The organism is Mucilaginibacter sp. P2_A5, from assembly GCF_056404995.1.
The window spans coordinates 61,795-79,205 of record NZ_JBFUCY010000015.1 but is presented as its reverse complement, the minus strand read 5'-3'; the positions used below and the strand labels follow the sequence as shown (position 1 = coordinate 79,205).

The following is a 17,411-nucleotide window of genomic DNA, read 5'->3' as shown; positions in this document are numbered from 1 at the left end:
TACCGTGTATCCTCCAATATATAACTTAATGACGATTGGGAATATTTAACTATTTCCGTAATTATTTTTTAAATAAATTTCTGAACCACTCCGCTTTTGATTTCTGAACATCAACAGAATATCCGTACCCATATCCATATCCGTACCCATATCCGTACCCGTAACCACCTCCATAATAACCAGCCTTTTTCGATTTGATATCATTGATAACCAAATAGGGCCTTCTTATCTTACCAGTTTCCTTGAGATCGTTTATAATTCCAATTTGTGATTTAAACGTGTAATTTTGCCGTACAACGTACAACACTACATCCGCAAATTTCTCTATCAATAACGCATCAGAAACCAAACCAACTGGTGGAGTATCAATAATTATAAAATCAAACTGTTTTTTTAATGTAGCTATCAATACGTCCAACTTCTGGCTTAATATCAATTCAGAAGGGTTAGGTGGAATAGGCCCCGACGATATTATAAAGCAGTTTTCGTGAAAAAAAGTAGGCTTAATAATACTTTCGGGAGAGTTGCTTTCTGAAACTATGTAGTTTGTAAAGCCATTGGAATTATCCATTCCGATATTTGCAGAAAGCTTGGGTTTTCGCAAATCCAATTCTATAAACACAATTCTTTTACCGGTTATGGCTAAAGCGGTACCTAAGTTTAATGATATAAAAGATTTCCCTTCACCACTCATACTTGAAGTAAGAACCAATACCTGCGGTTCGCCACTTTTTAATAAATATTGAAGGTTAGTACGCAAGCCTCTAAACTGCTCAGAAATTATTGAACGCGAATTTGAATCTACAACCAAGTTGTTTTGTTCTATGTTGTTTCCGATTTCGCCAACAATTGGAATATCGGTTTCACGTTCAACATTTTGTTTTGTTATAATCCTAATATTCAGGCTATCCTTAATAAATAGATATGCTGCAGGCAATAAAAGCCCTAATATTGCTCCTACAGCAAATATAAACCCCTTATTTGGTTTATAAGGTTTAATTGCACTTTTAGCGCGGTCTATAATTCTTGTAGTCGAAAAGGTAGAGGTTTTTGAAATCGCTGTTTCTTCTCTTTTCTGCATCAGGTACAGGTACAATTCCTGTTTTAAATTTTGCTGGCGTGAATAATCTAAGAATATCCGCTCTGTAGCAGGAGCACCTTTTATTTGACTATTGAAAGCATTATTGCGAGTATTTAATTGGCTCCGTGTAACCTGCAGGCCTTTTTTATAGGCTGCAAAGCTTTTAAGCAGATTTTGCCGTATCCCTTCAATCTGACTATCAATATTAACAATAATTGGGTTGCTTTCTTTAAAAGATATAGTTTGTTTGCTGCGCTCCAATAGTAACTCATTATATTTTTCTATAGCACCTGCGAACAACGGGTCCGGCACAGTTAAAGTACTCGGAATTATTGTTCTGTTACCTGGATTTTGTATATATTTTTCAAGATCCTGTATAATGGTTAACTGAATATCTGCATCGGTTAACTTACTGTTTAAATCTTTGGCACTTTGCACCAATGCCTTCGATTGCTCATCAACATCAGCCAAACTATTTTCCTTTTTAAAATCCTCTAATTTTTTCTCGACACCAGAAAGATCTCTGCCAACTCCTACTAAACGGTTATCAATAAACACAAGTGTGCTATCCAGTATCCGAATCTTATTATTCAGATTATCCAACATGTATTGATCAATGAGGTGCTGCATAATTGCCTCACCTTTCCTGGAGTTTGGATAATTAAAAGTTAAATTTATGGTTGTACTTTGTTTATCTGATAGGGTTGCATCAAATTTTTCGCCGAGTTCTTCAACCTTAGTTTCAGGAGCCTGAACTACTATAAGATACTCGGAACCGGGTATTAAAGGCTTCAAATTGTTCTTAAATACTATATTGTATTGATCAAGCTTTATAACCGTTCCAAATGTGCCATTTATATCCACATCCGCCTTGCTGTTTCTCAATCTAAAATGATGGGTATCTAATACATCAAATATATATTTTGCATCTCCAATGGTATCAGTTGAGTTATCTATTATAATATCAAAGGGAGATTCGTCGAACAATTCAACAGATCTTATTGTTCCCTTCTTAAAAACAGTAACATTCAACTGTAGTTGATGAACAACCGCGGTCATCAATGACCTTGATTTTAGTATTTCAAGCTCATTCTGAGCATTACTCGGTAGATCAAAAATACTTGAGAAATCAACGATCGAATTTAAAGCTGAAGAAGTTGGATTCTTTTTATCATCATCAACCAATAATTTACCATCTATTATATAGTCTGGTGTTGAATAACGTATAAATAAAAAAGCAAGCCCCAAGCAAAGGATAACTCCTAAAACAAAGAGATACCAATTTGATAAAACACTACCTATTATTTCTTTAAAATCTAAGCTTTCCTCTTCTGTATTAAATTTTCCCATTTTCGTGTTATGGTTGCTCATTTAATCTATTTTAACCTGGTTAATAAAACAATCAATACCGATAACGCTGAACTAATTATAGTTATATTGCGTGTTTGGGCAATATCATTTGCAGCTACTTTTGATTTAGAAGGCTCTACGTAAATAACATCATTTTGCTTTAAATAGAAATAGGGTGATTTCATAATATTGGAATTATTCAGATTAAAACGATATGCTAACTTACTACCATCGTCTCCTTCTCTGATCAATAGCACATTTTCTCTTTTACCATAAATAGTTATATCACCAGCCATGGCCAGCGCATCAAGCAAACTCACCTTTTCATTTGGAACAACGTACGAAGAAGGACGCCCAACTTCGCCGGTTACACTGATTTTAAAGTTGGCAAAACGTACGCTGACTGTAGGATCATTAAAAAATGTAGCCGCTTTAGCTTGAATCACACCTTTCGCTTCAGTTGTTGTTAAACCGGCCAACTTTAATTTACCTAAAACAGGTAATTCAACATTTCCATTTTTATCAATTAAATAACCGGCAATAATTTGTTGAGGAGTCATCGCTGGATTAACAGAAAGCGAACTGTTGGCAGACCCGGGAATATTTCCCATATTAATTACTTGGCTAGCAAGAGGATCAACTGTAACAACCGTAATTGTCAAAATATCATCTGGCTGTATCGTGGGTGCTGCAAATGGAATAGCAGGAATAGCTGTTACCTTAGCTGTATCAGAAATATCTTGAAAATATTTAATGTTTTTTGAAGAAGAACAGGAGGTAATAAACAGAAACAAGAAATATATCGGAATACAATGGCAAAGATTTTTCAGGTAGGGTCTTTTCATAAATATGTAATTATTTGAGCTTAATTAAGCTATAAATAATGGTTGCAATATAGCCACTTTTTTTAAAAATTAAAACTAGTTATTGACTTTTTTTCAATGGTATAGCAAAAATATAATTTTTTCGCTAATCAAAGCACCTTTTTAATATTAATAATTAAAAAATTAGGCCTGTCCCATTGTTCCGCCAAAATTCATTGTAAAGCCAGAATGATCCTGCTGAATTTTAATTCTGCCGTTCGTCGCCTCAAATTTTTCAATATTATTTTCAAGCGCAGATAAAAGCCGTTTAGCATGTTCAGGCGTTAAAATTATCCTTGTTTTCACTTTCGCTTTTGGCACCCCCGGCATAACACGGATAAAATCAAGCACGAACTCAGCGCTTGAATGAGAAATAATAGCCAGGTTTGAATATATGCCTTCTGCAATTTCTTCTGAAAGCTCGATATTCAATTGATCCTCGTTTTGTTCGTCGTTCATAAATCTAAGGTAATATCTGTCTAGTAATTTGATTATCGATTAATACTTTAATTTTTAAATTAATGTAGATTAAGTTTGGAAATGACTGAACAAAAGAAAGCATATAAAGTTTGAAAAAAGAAAATATATTAGGAATACAGCAAAAAATTTTGACCGAATAACTAACCGAGAGAGTGATAGAACTACAATGAGCATAATCTATCTGGTCTGTTAGATAACATGAGCCGGGATAAGCACGTATTGAAAAAAAGGAGCAAATAATTTTCTTTTATAAATAGCCGGCAATAGATTTATTTGCAACCATTTAAACCTAATGTTCAAAGGTTAAATTATAGAATTTTTTGTAAACGTTGATGGTTTTTGCAAAGAAACAGCCCAGGAACTGGAATCGTTCTTAAGGTAAATGCAACAGGAAAGCCGACCAATAACAGCAGGGTATTACGCTTACGATCGAATTTTCTACTGCAGTCAATTCATTAACTTAAAATCCTTTTATTTCATTTTACGCAACCACATCTTCATGATTTGTTACCCAACCAGGTATTCTCCAGCCGCTTTCTGGAACTTCAGTCCAGGTCTGTAGTATTGTTTATGCTATAAGCTGAATCAAGTGTTTTGAGTAAATGCAGGTTTAAGTCACAAACCTTCCCGCGAACTTGTGTTGTTGCCCAATCGAATCGTAAAGCTAAAATCGACTCCATATTTTCTTGAGACAGCCTTCTGTAACAGTTTATTTGATAACCTTCCTCGATTCTTATTATAATAGAAAGAGACGAATATCGCCTTGTTACCTGGGGTTACTTTTTTCTTAATATGACTGAGCAAAACGGCTTCAACGTAATGGTATTCGTATACATTATTTTGTTTGTATCGAAGTAAGTTCCATCAAGATGAATTACTTTGGTAGATTTTGTGTCGTTGTATTTTAAAATAAATGGGCCGCCTGCAGTTTGATCATCTGTATCATTACTATGATTAAGTTTCCACTGGGCTACATTTAACGTTTTAAGTGATTTGTTCTGCGCCGTCAAATTAATACCCTTACCCGACTTTGAATGTATATACTTATTATTGTTAAATGAACCCATCTGTTCAATTTCATCATTATCGATAGCCCTAAAATCGCCAATAGACTGTGATGAATCATTTGAGGCCAATATGTTGTCTGATATCAAATTATTTTTTACAACACTTTTAACAAAATTGCTGCTATGAGCCATGAACAATTGCACATGATTATTATAAATAACATTATTTGAAACATTAATTTTTTTTGCATTGTGTATAAATATGCCACTGCCATTATTGTTAAATAGAGTATTGTCCTTTATCTCTATATTTGAAGCATTATCATCAATATAGATACCATTAGCTGTCCAGGGCATTGTACTTTGTGATTGATATCTTCCATGATCAGTACCGTCCCGGGCTTCCATACCATATGAAACTATATTTCCTAAAACTCTCCTGCCTGTATATTCAGGATTATTCGGACCTGTCCATATATATATGCCGCCGCCATCGTCTTTATTTATAGCAAAATGATCAATAACATTATTTTTTATAATTATCGAGTCCCCATTAAAATTAACAGGCAGGTAACCCGTGTTGCTTATTCTATTATATGCTATCAGATTATTACTGCCAAATTTTACAATTGCGCTTGTATTATTGGCATTGCAAATGTTTATCGCATTGTAAGTACTTTCTCCACTTCTTCCCATTCCCGGAATTAATCCGGTATTTATAATGGTATTATTAGTTATAGACGTATGTGAACATGTTGGGCATGTAAAAGCATTATTTAACGTTTCGGCAATTTTTCCGCTATCTACGGTAAAGTCATTTACATTTGTTGCTGTTATGGCGTTACCTCCCGAATAAACAATATTACATCCTTTTAAAATTATACCACTTGCCCGGTTGACTATTAGTGCGCTTTCGTTAGCCCCCTCAATTACAATATTTTTAATGGTGATGTTCTTCGTATCGTTAAGCGTAACTAATGTATCAATAGTACTAGCCTGTACAACAAACCCATTAGGCCCGGCAGATCCAAAATACATAAGCATTTTCTTTGTTGAAGGATTAAAATACCATTCTCCCATTTTATCAAGGGTAGAAGGATGATTTTGAATAAAATAGCCAAATTTGTCTGTTGCATCATAATGAGATCCAGATTTATAGCTTATAGTATTACCATTGCGATTGGTTATTAGACTACGATCGATGATCCAGTGATTTTTTCGTATTACTACTTCGCCGCCGGTAAAATCTGCCGGAGTATTAAGATTGTTATCCGTAATACTTGTATTTCCTACGTGCGAATCAATGGTGAGATACCCATTATTGCCAGTATTAATATTCGGATATCTTCCCATTGGTTGCACTTTATTATTAAGCGTAACCATATTAATCCCTACTTTACATGACAAACAATTAGTTTCCCACACTCCTCCGCCTTTTGCCGTCCAGCCTTTCAATTCTACCAAGCCAGTAATTACCGGCATACCCCCATCTCCGTACGAGCTAATAACAATTGGACTTTTAGCTGAACCTGAAGACAAAAGAATTAAGCGTTCATGCCACTTCCCTCCTCTTTTTAACAAAACCCGGTCTCCGGGTTTTAAAGTAAAAGAATTAACCTTCGCTATAGTTTTCCATGCTGTACCTGGCGACATGCCATTGTTTGAGTCATTACCAGCCGGGTCTATATAATAAGTATCTCCGACGCCAAAAAATTTATAATTAATGCTGTTCAGGTTTAATACAAAGCTTGAGCAGATTATAAAGATTGTTAATATCAAATAGTAAAACAATCCTAGTCTGATTTTCTTACTTAGAACTTCCCTAAACACGTTTGAATTTTTCATAATAAATATTTGTATAATTCCGTCTGCACTTTGCAATCTTCCTAAATCGAAATAAACTTTGAGCTGAATAAATAAACAGATACTGAACAATCCATTATTCAGACACATCAATAGTGTTTAAACAAGAAACAGCTTAAATAGTTTAATATTGCACTGAGTAAATCTTAATTTTTAACTATTAATTTGAGTAAGAAGCAAGGTGTTGTTTCCCTTTACGTTAATTTAGCTACAGTACGTTCATAGGATATTCATTAAACAATAATAATATTGAAAGTAAGAGCATTAAAACAGGTTTTCGATATTCGTTATCCCTTCTTATAGCATCCTTTTTAAAATACATTGGTTAACTGTTCATATTAGCATTGCCTTATTGATTGTCCGTAAATACCTTTCTGAGCGTTACCCTATTCGGATCGATACTCCTATTGTTTCAGTTTCGGATATTACGATAGATTCATATTAAAACATGCATAACCGATATGTTCAAAACCCGGAAGATAGAATCACAAACTTTGACACGTTTATGCAGGATTTTAAAGTGAAAAGGAAATTGAATTGGCAAAGACTTAGCGAAGTTAATTGCAAATGTTTAGTTCATTATAAACAACTGGTTATCATCGAATTAATAGTCATAAAACAAAACGGCCGCATCATTTGACTTATGATACGGCCGTTTTTCGTCATTTATAAAAACTTATGCTTCTACTTCTTCGGCTTTTGATGCCATTAAGCGGTCAAACTCTTCCTGCGAGCCTACACGGATATTTTCGTATTCGCGTAAACCTGTGCCTGAAGGTATTAAGTGACCAACAATAACGTTTTCTTTCAAGCCAAGCATGTTGTCTTTTTTACCTGCTATAGCTGCTTCGTTCAGTACTTTGGTAGTTTCCTGGAACGACGCGGCAGAGATAAACGATTTGGTACCTAACGAGGCCCTGGTGATACCTTGCAGTATCGGGCTTGATGTTGCTGCGATAGCATCGCGCACTTCAACCAATTTTAAATCTTTACGTTTCAAAATCGAGTTCTCATCACGTAGCCTTCTCAATGATACTATCTGACCGGCTTTTAATGTAGTTGAATCACCTGGCTCAACAACAACTTTCTTGTCAAATATCTCATCGTTTTCGTTCATGAAATCCCAGCTGTCAACAGCTTCACGCTCTAAGAAACGGGTATCGCCTGCATCTTCAATCGCTACTTTCTGCATCATCTGGTGAACGATAACCTCGAAGTGCTTATCGTTAATTTTCACACCTTGCAAACGGTAAACCTCTTGTATACCATTTACCAGGTACTCCTGTACCGCAGCCGGGCCTTTAATAGCCAGGATGTCTGCAGGAGATATTGAACCATCTGATAACGGCATACCGGCCTTCACAAAGTCGTTATCCTGTACAAGGATGTGTTTTGACAATGGAACAAGGTATTTCTTGATCTGGCCATCTTTTGATTCGATGGTCATTTCGCGGTTACCACGTTTAATACCGCCTAAGGTTACCACACCATCAATTTCGGTTACTACAGCCGGGTTAGATGGGTTACGTGCTTCAAACAACTCGGTTACACGTGGTAAACCACCGGTGATATCGCGGGTTTTACCAGTTGAACGAGGGATTTTAGCAATAACCTGTCCGGTTTGTAGTTTCTCGCCTTCTTCAACAGCAATGTGAGCCCCTACCGGGATGTTATATCCTTTAATTACGTTACCTTTTGTATCAGTGATCTGGATAACAGGGTTTTTAGTTTTATCCCTGGTATCGATGATCACTTTTTCGCGGTGACCGGTTTGCTCGTCAGATTCTTCACGGAAAGTGATACCTTCTAATACAGCTTCAAACTGGGTTAAACCTGCAAATTCAGATATGATAACCGCATTGTACGGATCCCATGAACAAATCCTGTCGCCTCTGGTGATTTTGGCACCATCTTTAACATACAGGTATGAACCGTAAGGGATGTTGTTGGTAACAATTACTTTATTGCTTCCCTGCTCAACAATCCTGAACTCGCCCGAACGGCCTAGTACCACATCAACCTTGCCTTCTTCGGCAGTATTGAATTCAACCGTACGTACATTTTCAAATTCGATGATACCATCAAACTTAGCGTTGATCTGTGATTCAGCCGCGATGTTTGACGCGGTACCACCCACGTGGAATGTACGTAACGTTAACTGTGTACCTGGCTCACCGATAGACTGTGCAGCAATTACACCAACAGCCTCACCTTTTTGCACGCGTTTACCGCTTGCAAGGTTACGGCCATAGCATAACGCACATACACCTCTCCTGCTTTCGCAAGTTAATACCGAACGGATTTCAACACCTTCTAACGGAGAGTTTTCGATTTTTTTAGAAACCTCTTCTGTCAGATCCTGACCTGCTGATGCCAATAACTCTCCAGTAATAGGGTCATGAACGTCATGCAAAGTAGTACGGCCTAAAATACGGTCGTATAATGGCTCAACAATATCTTCGTTATCTTTTAGCGCAGTTGTGTAAATACCCCTTAAGGTACCGCAATCAACTTCGCCTACAATCATATCCTGGGCAACGTCATGCAACCTACGGGTTAAGTAACCAGCATCAGCTGTTTTTAACGCCGTATCCGCCAAACCTTTACGTGCACCGTGGGTTGAGATGAAGTACTCCAATACCGACAAACCTTCTTTAAAGTTTGACAGGATCGGGTTTTCAATGATCTCGCCACCTGAACCGGATTTTTGAGGCTTAGCCATCAAACCACGCATACCTGCAAGCTGACGGATCTGCTCTTTAGAACCACGTGCTCCGGAATCAAGCATCATATACACCGAGTTGAAGCCCTGGTTATCGTTGCTCAGGATGTCCATCACATTCGCTGTTAAGCGGTTGTTGATACGGGTCCAGATATCGATGATTTGGTTATAACGCTCGTTGTTGGTAATGAAACCCATGTTGTAGTTACCCATAACCTCTTCAACTTGTTTAGAAGCTGTTTCGATAAGTGTAACTTTTTCTGCAGGGATATTGATATCCTTCAGGTTAAATGATAAACCACCCTGGAATGCCATTTTGAAACCTAATTCCTTAATATCATCAAGGAACTGGGCCGCACGTGCCATACCGGTAATTTTCACTACCTCGCCAATAATATCACGTAATGATTTCTTGGTAAGCAGTTCATTAATATAACCTACTTCAACAGGTACATGTTCGTTAAACAACACGCGGCCTACAGTAGTATCAATAATTTTGCTTACAATATTGCCTTCGCGGTCTTTTGTAAAAGCTTTCACTTTTATAAAGGCGTGTAGGTCAATTTTACGTTCGTTGTAAGCAATAATTACTTCTTCGGATGAGTAAAAAGTTAAACCCTGGCCTTTTACAACACGTCCATCATCAGTTTTACGGCCTTTGGTTATGTAGTACAAACCAAGCACCATGTCTTGTGATGGTACAGTAATAGGTGTACCGTTGGCTGGGTTCAAAATGTTGTGCGATGCAAGCATCAATACCTGGGCTTCCAAAATTGCCGCGTTACCAAGTGGTACGTGAACGGCCATCTGGTCACCGTCAAAATCCGCGTTGAATGCTGTACAGGTTAATGGGTGCAATTGAATTGCTTTACCTTCAACCAGTTTTGGCTGGAACGACTGGATACCCAACCTGTGCAGCGTAGGCGCACGGTTTAGTAATACAGGGTGTCCTTTCAATACGTTTTCCAAAATATCCCAAACTAATGGGTCTTTACGGTCAACAATCTTTTTGGCAGATTTTACCGTTTTAACCACACCACGCTCAATCATTTTGCGGATGATAAATGGTTTAAACAGCTCGGCAGCCATATCTTTTGGTAAACCGCACTCGTGTAATTTAAGGTTTGGCCCTACAACAATTACCGAACGGGCAGAATAATCCACACGTTTACCTAATAAGTTTTGACGGAAACGGCCTTGCTTACCTTTCAGGATATCCGAAAGTGATTTCAAAGCACGGTTACCTTCAGTTTTAACCGCGTTAACCTTACGTGAGTTGTCAAATAACGAATCTACAGCTTCCTGTAACATACGTTTTTCGTTACGTAAAATAACTTCCGGTGCTTTAATCTCGATCAAACGTTTTAAACGGTTGTTACGGATAATTACACGGCGGTAAAGGTCATTTAAATCTGAAGTAGCGAAACGACCACCTTCCAAAGGTACTAACGGACGCAATTCAGGCGGGATAACCGGAACGATTTTAACAATCATCCACTCTGGGTTATTTTCAATCCTGGTTTTTGCATCACGGAAAGCCTCAACAACCTGTAAACGTTTTAATGCTTCGTTTTTACGTTGTTGTGAAGTTTCGTTTGCTGCCTGGTGGCGTAAGCTAAATGAAAGCTCATCCAAATCAAGGCGTTTTAATAACTCTTCCAAAGCCTCGGCACCCATTTTGGCAACAAATTTCTGAGGATCTTTGTCGTCAAGGTACTGGTTTTCTTTTGGAAGGGTATCTAATACGTCAAGGTATTCTTCTTCAGTAAGGAAATCCATTTTGTTGATTCCGTCTGCTTCTTTAATACCTGGCTGTATAACTACGTAACGCTCGTAGTAAATAATTAAGTCTAACCGTTTTGTTGGTAAGCCCAGTAAGTAACCAATTTTATTTGGCAACGAACGGAAATACCAGATGTGCGCAACAGGAACTACAAGGTTAATGTGGCCCATGCGCTCGCGACGAACTTTTTTCTCGGTTACTTCAACACCGCAACGGTCGCAAACAATCCCTTTGTAACGGATACGTTTGTATTTACCGCAATGGCACTCATAATCTTTAACCGGACCAAAAATACGCTCGCAGAATAAACCATCACGCTCAGGTTTATAGGTCCTGTAGTTGATGGTTTCTGGTTTTAAAACCTCACCACTTGAACGCTCAAGAATGGACTCAGGAGAGGCCAGGCTGATAGTAATTGTGGTGAAATTACTTTTGATTTTATTATCCTTTTTGTAAGACATAGTCTCCTTGTTTTTTAAAGTTGAGGTGAAAGGTAAAAGGTGAAAGGCAAAAGGTTATTGACATTATGCCTTAAACCTTTCACCTTTAGCCTTTAAGCTTTAACCTTATTCCAATGTGATATCTAAACCTAAACCTCTTAATTCATGAACCAATACGTTGAATGACTCAGGAACAGATGGTGTTGGCAGGTTTTCACCTTTAACAATAGCCTCGTAAGTTTTGGCACGGCCGATAACATCATCCGATTTAACGGTTAATATTTCTTGCAGGATATTAGCAGCACCAAATGCTTCCAATGCCCAAACCTCCATCTCACCAAAACGCTGACCACCAAACTGGGCTTTACCACCCAATGGCTGTTGTGTAATTAATGAGTAAGGCCCGATTGAACGTGCGTGCATCTTATCATCAACCATGTGACCCAATTTCAGCATATATATAATACCTACTGTGGTTTGCTGGTCAAAACGATCGCCTGTTAAGCCATTGTATAAATAGGTACGGCCAGATTCTGGTAAGTTTGCCTTTTTAACCCACTCCTCAACTTCGGTATGGCTTGCACCATCAAAAATCGGGGTAGCGAATTTAATGCCTAACTCTTTACCTGCCCAACCTAATACGGTTTCATATATCTGCCCTAAGTTCATACGTGAAGGTACACCCAGCGGGTTCAACACAATATCAACCGGTGTTCCGTCTTCAAGGAAAGGCATATCTTCGTCACGTACAATACGCGCAACAATACCTTTATTACCGTGACGACCGGCCATTTTATCACCTACTTTAAGCTTACGCTTTTTAGCAATGTAAACCTTAGCCATTTGAACTATACCCGATGGCAGCTCATCACCCACACTGATAGCAAATTTATCGCGACGGTAAGCACCTAACTCTTCATTAACCTTGATGTTGTAGTTATGAAGTAAGGTTTTTATCTGGTCGTTTTTATCATCATCAGTTGTCCATTTAGTTGGGTTGATATTTTCATAGCTAAGCTCAACTAAAATTTTCTGGGTGAATTTTACGCCTTTAGGTACATGAAGCTCTTTGTAAACGTTGTAAACACCTTGTGATGTTTTGCCGTTCACAATCTCAAATAACTTTTCAATCAAAGTATTTTTAAGATCTTTTACTGCTTTATCATGTTTGTTATCCAATTTCTCTAACTGTGCTTTTTCTTCGGCTTTCGACGTTTTCTTAGCACGGCTAAATAATTTGGTATCAATAACCACACCTGCAATTGAAGGTGGAGTTTTTAAAGATGCATCCTTAACATCACCTGCTTTATCACCAAAAATGGCGCGTAACAGTTTTTCTTCCGGTGATGGGTCAGATTCGCCTTTCGGAGTGATTTTACCAATCAGGATATCGCCTTCTTTAACCTCGGCACCTACACGGATGATACCGTCTTCGTCCAAATCTTTAGTGGCTTCTTCTGATACGTTAGGGATATCTGGTGTTAATTCTTCTTCACCACGTTTGGTATCACGTACTTCCAACTCAAACTCTTCAACGTGAAGTGAAGTGAAAATATCCTGTGATACAACGCGCTCAGAAATCACAATCGCATCCTCAAAGTTATAACCTTGCCAAGGCATGAAAGCCACCTTTAAGTTACGGCCCAGGGCAAGCTCACCTGCCTGTGTTGCGTAACCTTCGCAAAGCACCTCTCCTTTTGATACCCTTTGGCCTTTTTTAACAATCGGCTTAAGGTTCATGGTAGTACTTTGGTTGGTTTTCTTGAACTTGGTTAAACGGTAGCTTTTTGAATCGCCATCAAATGATATCAGGCGGTCAAGCTCGTTACGGTCATATTTAATACGGATTTCGTTAGCATCTACATATTCAACTACACCATCGCCTTCGGCATTGATCAGTGTACGTGAATCTTTAGCCACACGACCTTCCAAACCGGTACCAACAATCGGCGCTTCAGGGCGTAACAATGGTACGGCCTGGCGTTGCATGTTCGATCCCATCAATGCACGGTTAGCATCATCATGTTCCAGGAACGGAATTAATGAAGCCGCGATAGAAGTGATCTGGTTTGGAGCAATATCCATTAAATCAAGCCTTTCAGGCTCGATGATCGGGAAGTCACCTTCAAAACGTGCTTTTACTTTCGGTAATGCAAATACACCTTTATCATCGTAATGCGCGTTTGCCTGGCCAATTGTTTTACCATCCTCATCCTCGGCAGATAAGTAGATAACCGGCTCATCAACCTGTACCTTACCTTCAACCACACGTTTGTATGGCGTTTCGATAAAGCCTAAGTTGTTAATCTTGGCGTGTACGCAAAGCGACGAAATCAAACCAATGTTTGGTCCTTCCGGAGTTTCAATAGTACATAACCTACCGTAGTGGGTATAGTGTACGTCACGAACCTCGAAACCTGCACGCTCACGCGACAGACCACCGGGCCCAAGGGCTGACAGACGACGCTTGTGCGTGATCTCTGCCAGTGGATTGGTTTGGTCCATAAACTGTGATAACTGGTTAGTTCCGAAGAACGAGTTGATCACAGATGATAGTGTACGTGCGTTGATCAGGTCGGTTGGGGTAAACACCTCGTTATCACGAATGTTCATCCGCTCACGGATGGTACGTGCCATACGGGCCAAACCAACACCAAACTGGGCATATAATTGCTCGCCCACTGTACGAACACGACGGTTTGACAAGTGATCAATATCATCCACCTCGGCTTTTGAGTTGATCAGTTTGATCAAATATTTTACGATGGCGATAATATCCTGTTTGGTTAATACCTTAGTTTCATCAGAGGTATTTAATTTCAATTTACGGTTGATGCGGTAGCGGCCCACATCGCCAAGGTCATATCTTTTATCCGAGAAGAATAAACGATCGATAATACCACGTGCAGTTTCCTCATCAGGTGGTTCGGCGTTACGTAACTGACGATAGATATGCTCCACCGCTTCTTTCTCGGAGTTTGAAGTATCCTTTTGTAAAGTGTTATATATAATAGTATAATCACCGCTGGTTGAAGCATCTTCCTTGTTAAGGATGATGGTTTTAACGCCAGCATCAATGATCATATCAATATGGTCATCTTCTAATACAGTTTCACGCTCAAGGATGATTTCGTTACGGTCGATAGATACCACTTCACCGGTATCCTCATCCACAAAATCTTCTACCCATTTTTTAAGTACCCTTGCAGCAAGCTTACGGCCAATGAATTTCTTCAGGCCCGATTTGCTAACTTTTACTTCATCGGCCAGTTCAAATAACTCTAAGATATCTTTATCAGAGTCATAACCAATGGCACGAAGCAACGTGGTAACCGGGAATTTCTTTTTACGGTCGATATAAGCATACATCACGTTGTTAACGTCTGTAGCAAACTCAATCCATGAACCCTTGAAAGGAATAACACGGGCCGAGTATAATTTTGTACCGTTGGTGTGGCGGCTTTGGCCAAAGAATACACCAGGTGAACGGTGTAACTGCGATACAATTACACGCTCGGCGCCATTAATAACAAATGTACCTTTAGGCGTCATGTAAGGGATGGTACCCAAATAAACGTCCTGTACAATTGTTTCAAAATCTTCGTGCTCCTCATCATTACATGACAGGCGAAGCTTGGCTTTTAATGGTACGCTATAAGTTAATCCGCGCTCGATACACTCTTGTATATCATAACGTGGCGGATCAATAAAGTAATCCAGAAACTCTAAAACGAAGATGTTCCTTGAATCTGAGATCGGAAAATTTTCAGCAAACACTTTAAACAAACCTTCTTTATAGCGGTTGTCTGAGGTGGTTTCCAATTGAAAAAATTCCTGGAAAGATTGTAACTGAACATCCAGGAAATCGGGGTAATCAAGTACCTTTCTACTGGTTGCAAAGTTTACTCTTTGATTAATGTTGTTTGCCAAGGTGTTTAATTTTTAGTTTATTAATAAACTTTGATAGACGTGAGATTTGAGATGTGAGATTTGAGACTGGAAATATTTTCAGAGATGAAAGCCCGTTAAACATTAACAGGCAACAACTCATATCTCATAATCTCATATCTAAGGCTCATATCCAAACCTTTATAAACAGCAATAGACCCCGACCAAAATAGGTCGGAGTCTCATGCTATATTTTATTGGGTTAACTTATTTAACCTCAACTACTGCTCCAGCTTCTTCTAATTGTTTTTTCAAAGATTCAGCTTCTTCTTTAGTTACACCAGTTTTAACTTCTTTTGGTGCACTGTCAACAAGATCTTTAGCTTCTTTCAAACCTAAGCCAGTTAAGTCTTTTACTAATTTAACAACTGCTAATTTAGCGCCACCTGCTTCTTTCAGGATAACGTCAAATGCAGTTTGTACTGCTTCAGCAGCAGGAGCGTCATCGCCACCAGCCGGAGCAGCAGCAACAGCAACAGCTGCAGCAGCAGGCTCAATACCATACTCGTCTTTTAAGATCTGAGCTAATTCGTTTACTTCCTTTACTGTTAAGTTTACCAACTGTTCAGCAAACGCTTTTAAATCCGCCATTTTATTTAAATTTTACTTTTAATGCTTTTGTTTATTATTATCTAACTTTAATAAGGTGTTAGTTAACCTCTTTCTTGTAATGTTTTTACCAAACCTGCGATAGTATTTCCGCCTGATTGCAGTGCAGAAATAACATTCTTGGCTGGTGATTGCAATAATCCGATAACTTCGCCTATCAGCTGCTCTTTTGATTTCAACTTGATCAACGTATCGATCTGGTTGTCGCCAATAAATATTGCTGAATCAATATAAGCTGCTTTTAAAATCGGTTTGTCACTTTTTTTCCTTAACTGTTTAATCAACTTTGCCGGAGCAGTTGCTGATTTTGAAAAAAGGATTGATGATGAACCTTTTAATACATCAAATATTGGAGTGTAATCGCCACCTGCAGCTTCCATAGCTTTTTTAATCAAGCTATTTTTTGCCACTTTCATCGTGATTTCGCTTTGGAAACACTGACGACGGATATCGTTGATCTTTGCAACTGTTAAATTAGAGGTATCAGTAATATAGAAATTACCGTACTCTTTCATTTGCTCAGTAAGGGCAAGAACAAGGTCGTATTTTTCTTCTTTATTCATGATTAGATCCCCGCTACTGATTTAGTTTCAACTGTTATTCCAGGAGACATGGTTGAAGAGATATGAATGCTCTTGAAATATGTTCCTTTTGCTGCTGATGGTTTTAATTTAGAGATAGTTTGCAATACTTCTAATGCGTTCTCATAAATTTTATCTGCAGGGAATGATGCTTTTCCTATTGAGGTATGGATGATACCTGTTTTATCAACCTTGAAGTCGATTTTACCTGCTTTTACCTCAGTTACAGCTTTTCCAACTTCTGGAGTTACTGTACCTGATTTAGGGTTTGGCATAAGGTTACGCGGGCCCAAAATTCTACCCAAACGACCTACCTTAGCCATTACACTTGGCATAGTGATGATAATATCAACGTCAGTCCATCCGCCTTCAATCTTGGCAATATATTCATCCAAACCTACGTAATCCGCACCTGCATCTTTAGCTTCTTGTTCCTTATCAGGAGTACAAAGCACCAATACACGTACAGTTTTACCGGTTCCATGAGGTAATGTTGCAATACCACGTACCATTTGATTGGCTTTACGCGGGTCAACACCTAAACGAACGTCTATATCAACTGATGAATCAAATTTAGTTAAGGTTAATTCCTTTACCAAAGCTGATGCAGCTTCTAATGAATACGATTTGTTTGCCTCAATTTTGGAGAGTGCCGCTTTTTGATTTTTTGTTAATCTAGCCACT

9 protein-coding genes are annotated in these 17,411 nt (G+C 38.4%); all 9 read right to left on the bottom strand.

Annotation, left to right across the window (positions count from 1 at the left end):
* Positions 1-61 precede the first annotated feature (61 nt).
* A complete protein-coding gene (locus tag AC1DXF_RS14680; RefSeq protein ID WP_477449475.1) occupies positions 62-2,431 on the bottom strand; it encodes a GumC family protein in 2,370 nt (789 codons plus the stop codon).
* 26 nt (positions 2,432-2,457) lie between these two features.
* Positions 2,458-3,276 carry a polysaccharide biosynthesis/export family protein gene (locus AC1DXF_RS14675; RefSeq protein WP_477449474.1) on the bottom strand — a complete coding sequence of 273 codons (819 nt, stop codon included), beginning with the start codon at positions 3,274-3,276 and terminating at the stop codon, positions 2,458-2,460.
* 162 nt (positions 3,277-3,438) lie between these two features.
* Positions 3,439-3,753 (bottom strand): DUF3467 domain-containing protein, encoded by a 315-nt coding sequence (locus AC1DXF_RS14670; RefSeq protein WP_477449473.1) that lies wholly within the window; start codon positions 3,751-3,753, stop codon positions 3,439-3,441.
* 797 nt (positions 3,754-4,550) lie between these two features.
* On the bottom strand, positions 4,551-6,626 hold the full coding sequence (locus AC1DXF_RS14665; RefSeq protein ID WP_477449472.1) for a right-handed parallel beta-helix repeat-containing protein: 2,076 nt from the start codon (positions 6,624-6,626) through the stop codon (positions 4,551-4,553).
* Between the two features lie 694 nt (positions 6,627-7,320).
* Positions 7,321-11,610 (bottom strand): DNA-directed RNA polymerase subunit beta', encoded by a 4,290-nt coding sequence (gene rpoC, locus AC1DXF_RS14660; RefSeq protein ID WP_477449471.1) that lies wholly within the window; start codon positions 11,608-11,610, stop codon positions 7,321-7,323.
* 105 nt (positions 11,611-11,715) lie between these two features.
* On the bottom strand, positions 11,716-15,519 hold the full coding sequence (gene rpoB, locus AC1DXF_RS14655) for a DNA-directed RNA polymerase subunit beta (RefSeq protein ID WP_477449470.1): 3,804 nt from the start codon (positions 15,517-15,519) through the stop codon (positions 11,716-11,718).
* A gap of 225 nt (positions 15,520-15,744) precedes the next feature.
* On the bottom strand, positions 15,745-16,128 hold the full coding sequence (gene rplL, locus AC1DXF_RS14650; protein ID WP_477364712.1) for a 50S ribosomal protein L7/L12: 384 nt from the start codon (positions 16,126-16,128) through the stop codon (positions 15,745-15,747).
* A gap of 62 nt (positions 16,129-16,190) precedes the next feature.
* Positions 16,191-16,709: a 50S ribosomal protein L10 gene (gene rplJ, locus AC1DXF_RS14645; RefSeq protein ID WP_090642968.1), complete on the bottom strand. Its 519-nt coding sequence runs from the start codon at positions 16,707-16,709 to the stop codon at positions 16,191-16,193.
* Positions 16,710-16,711: 2 nt separating this feature from the next.
* A complete protein-coding gene (gene rplA, locus AC1DXF_RS14640; protein WP_477449469.1) occupies positions 16,712-17,410 on the bottom strand; it encodes a 50S ribosomal protein L1 in 699 nt (232 codons plus the stop codon).
* Position 17,411: the final 1 nt, after the last annotated feature.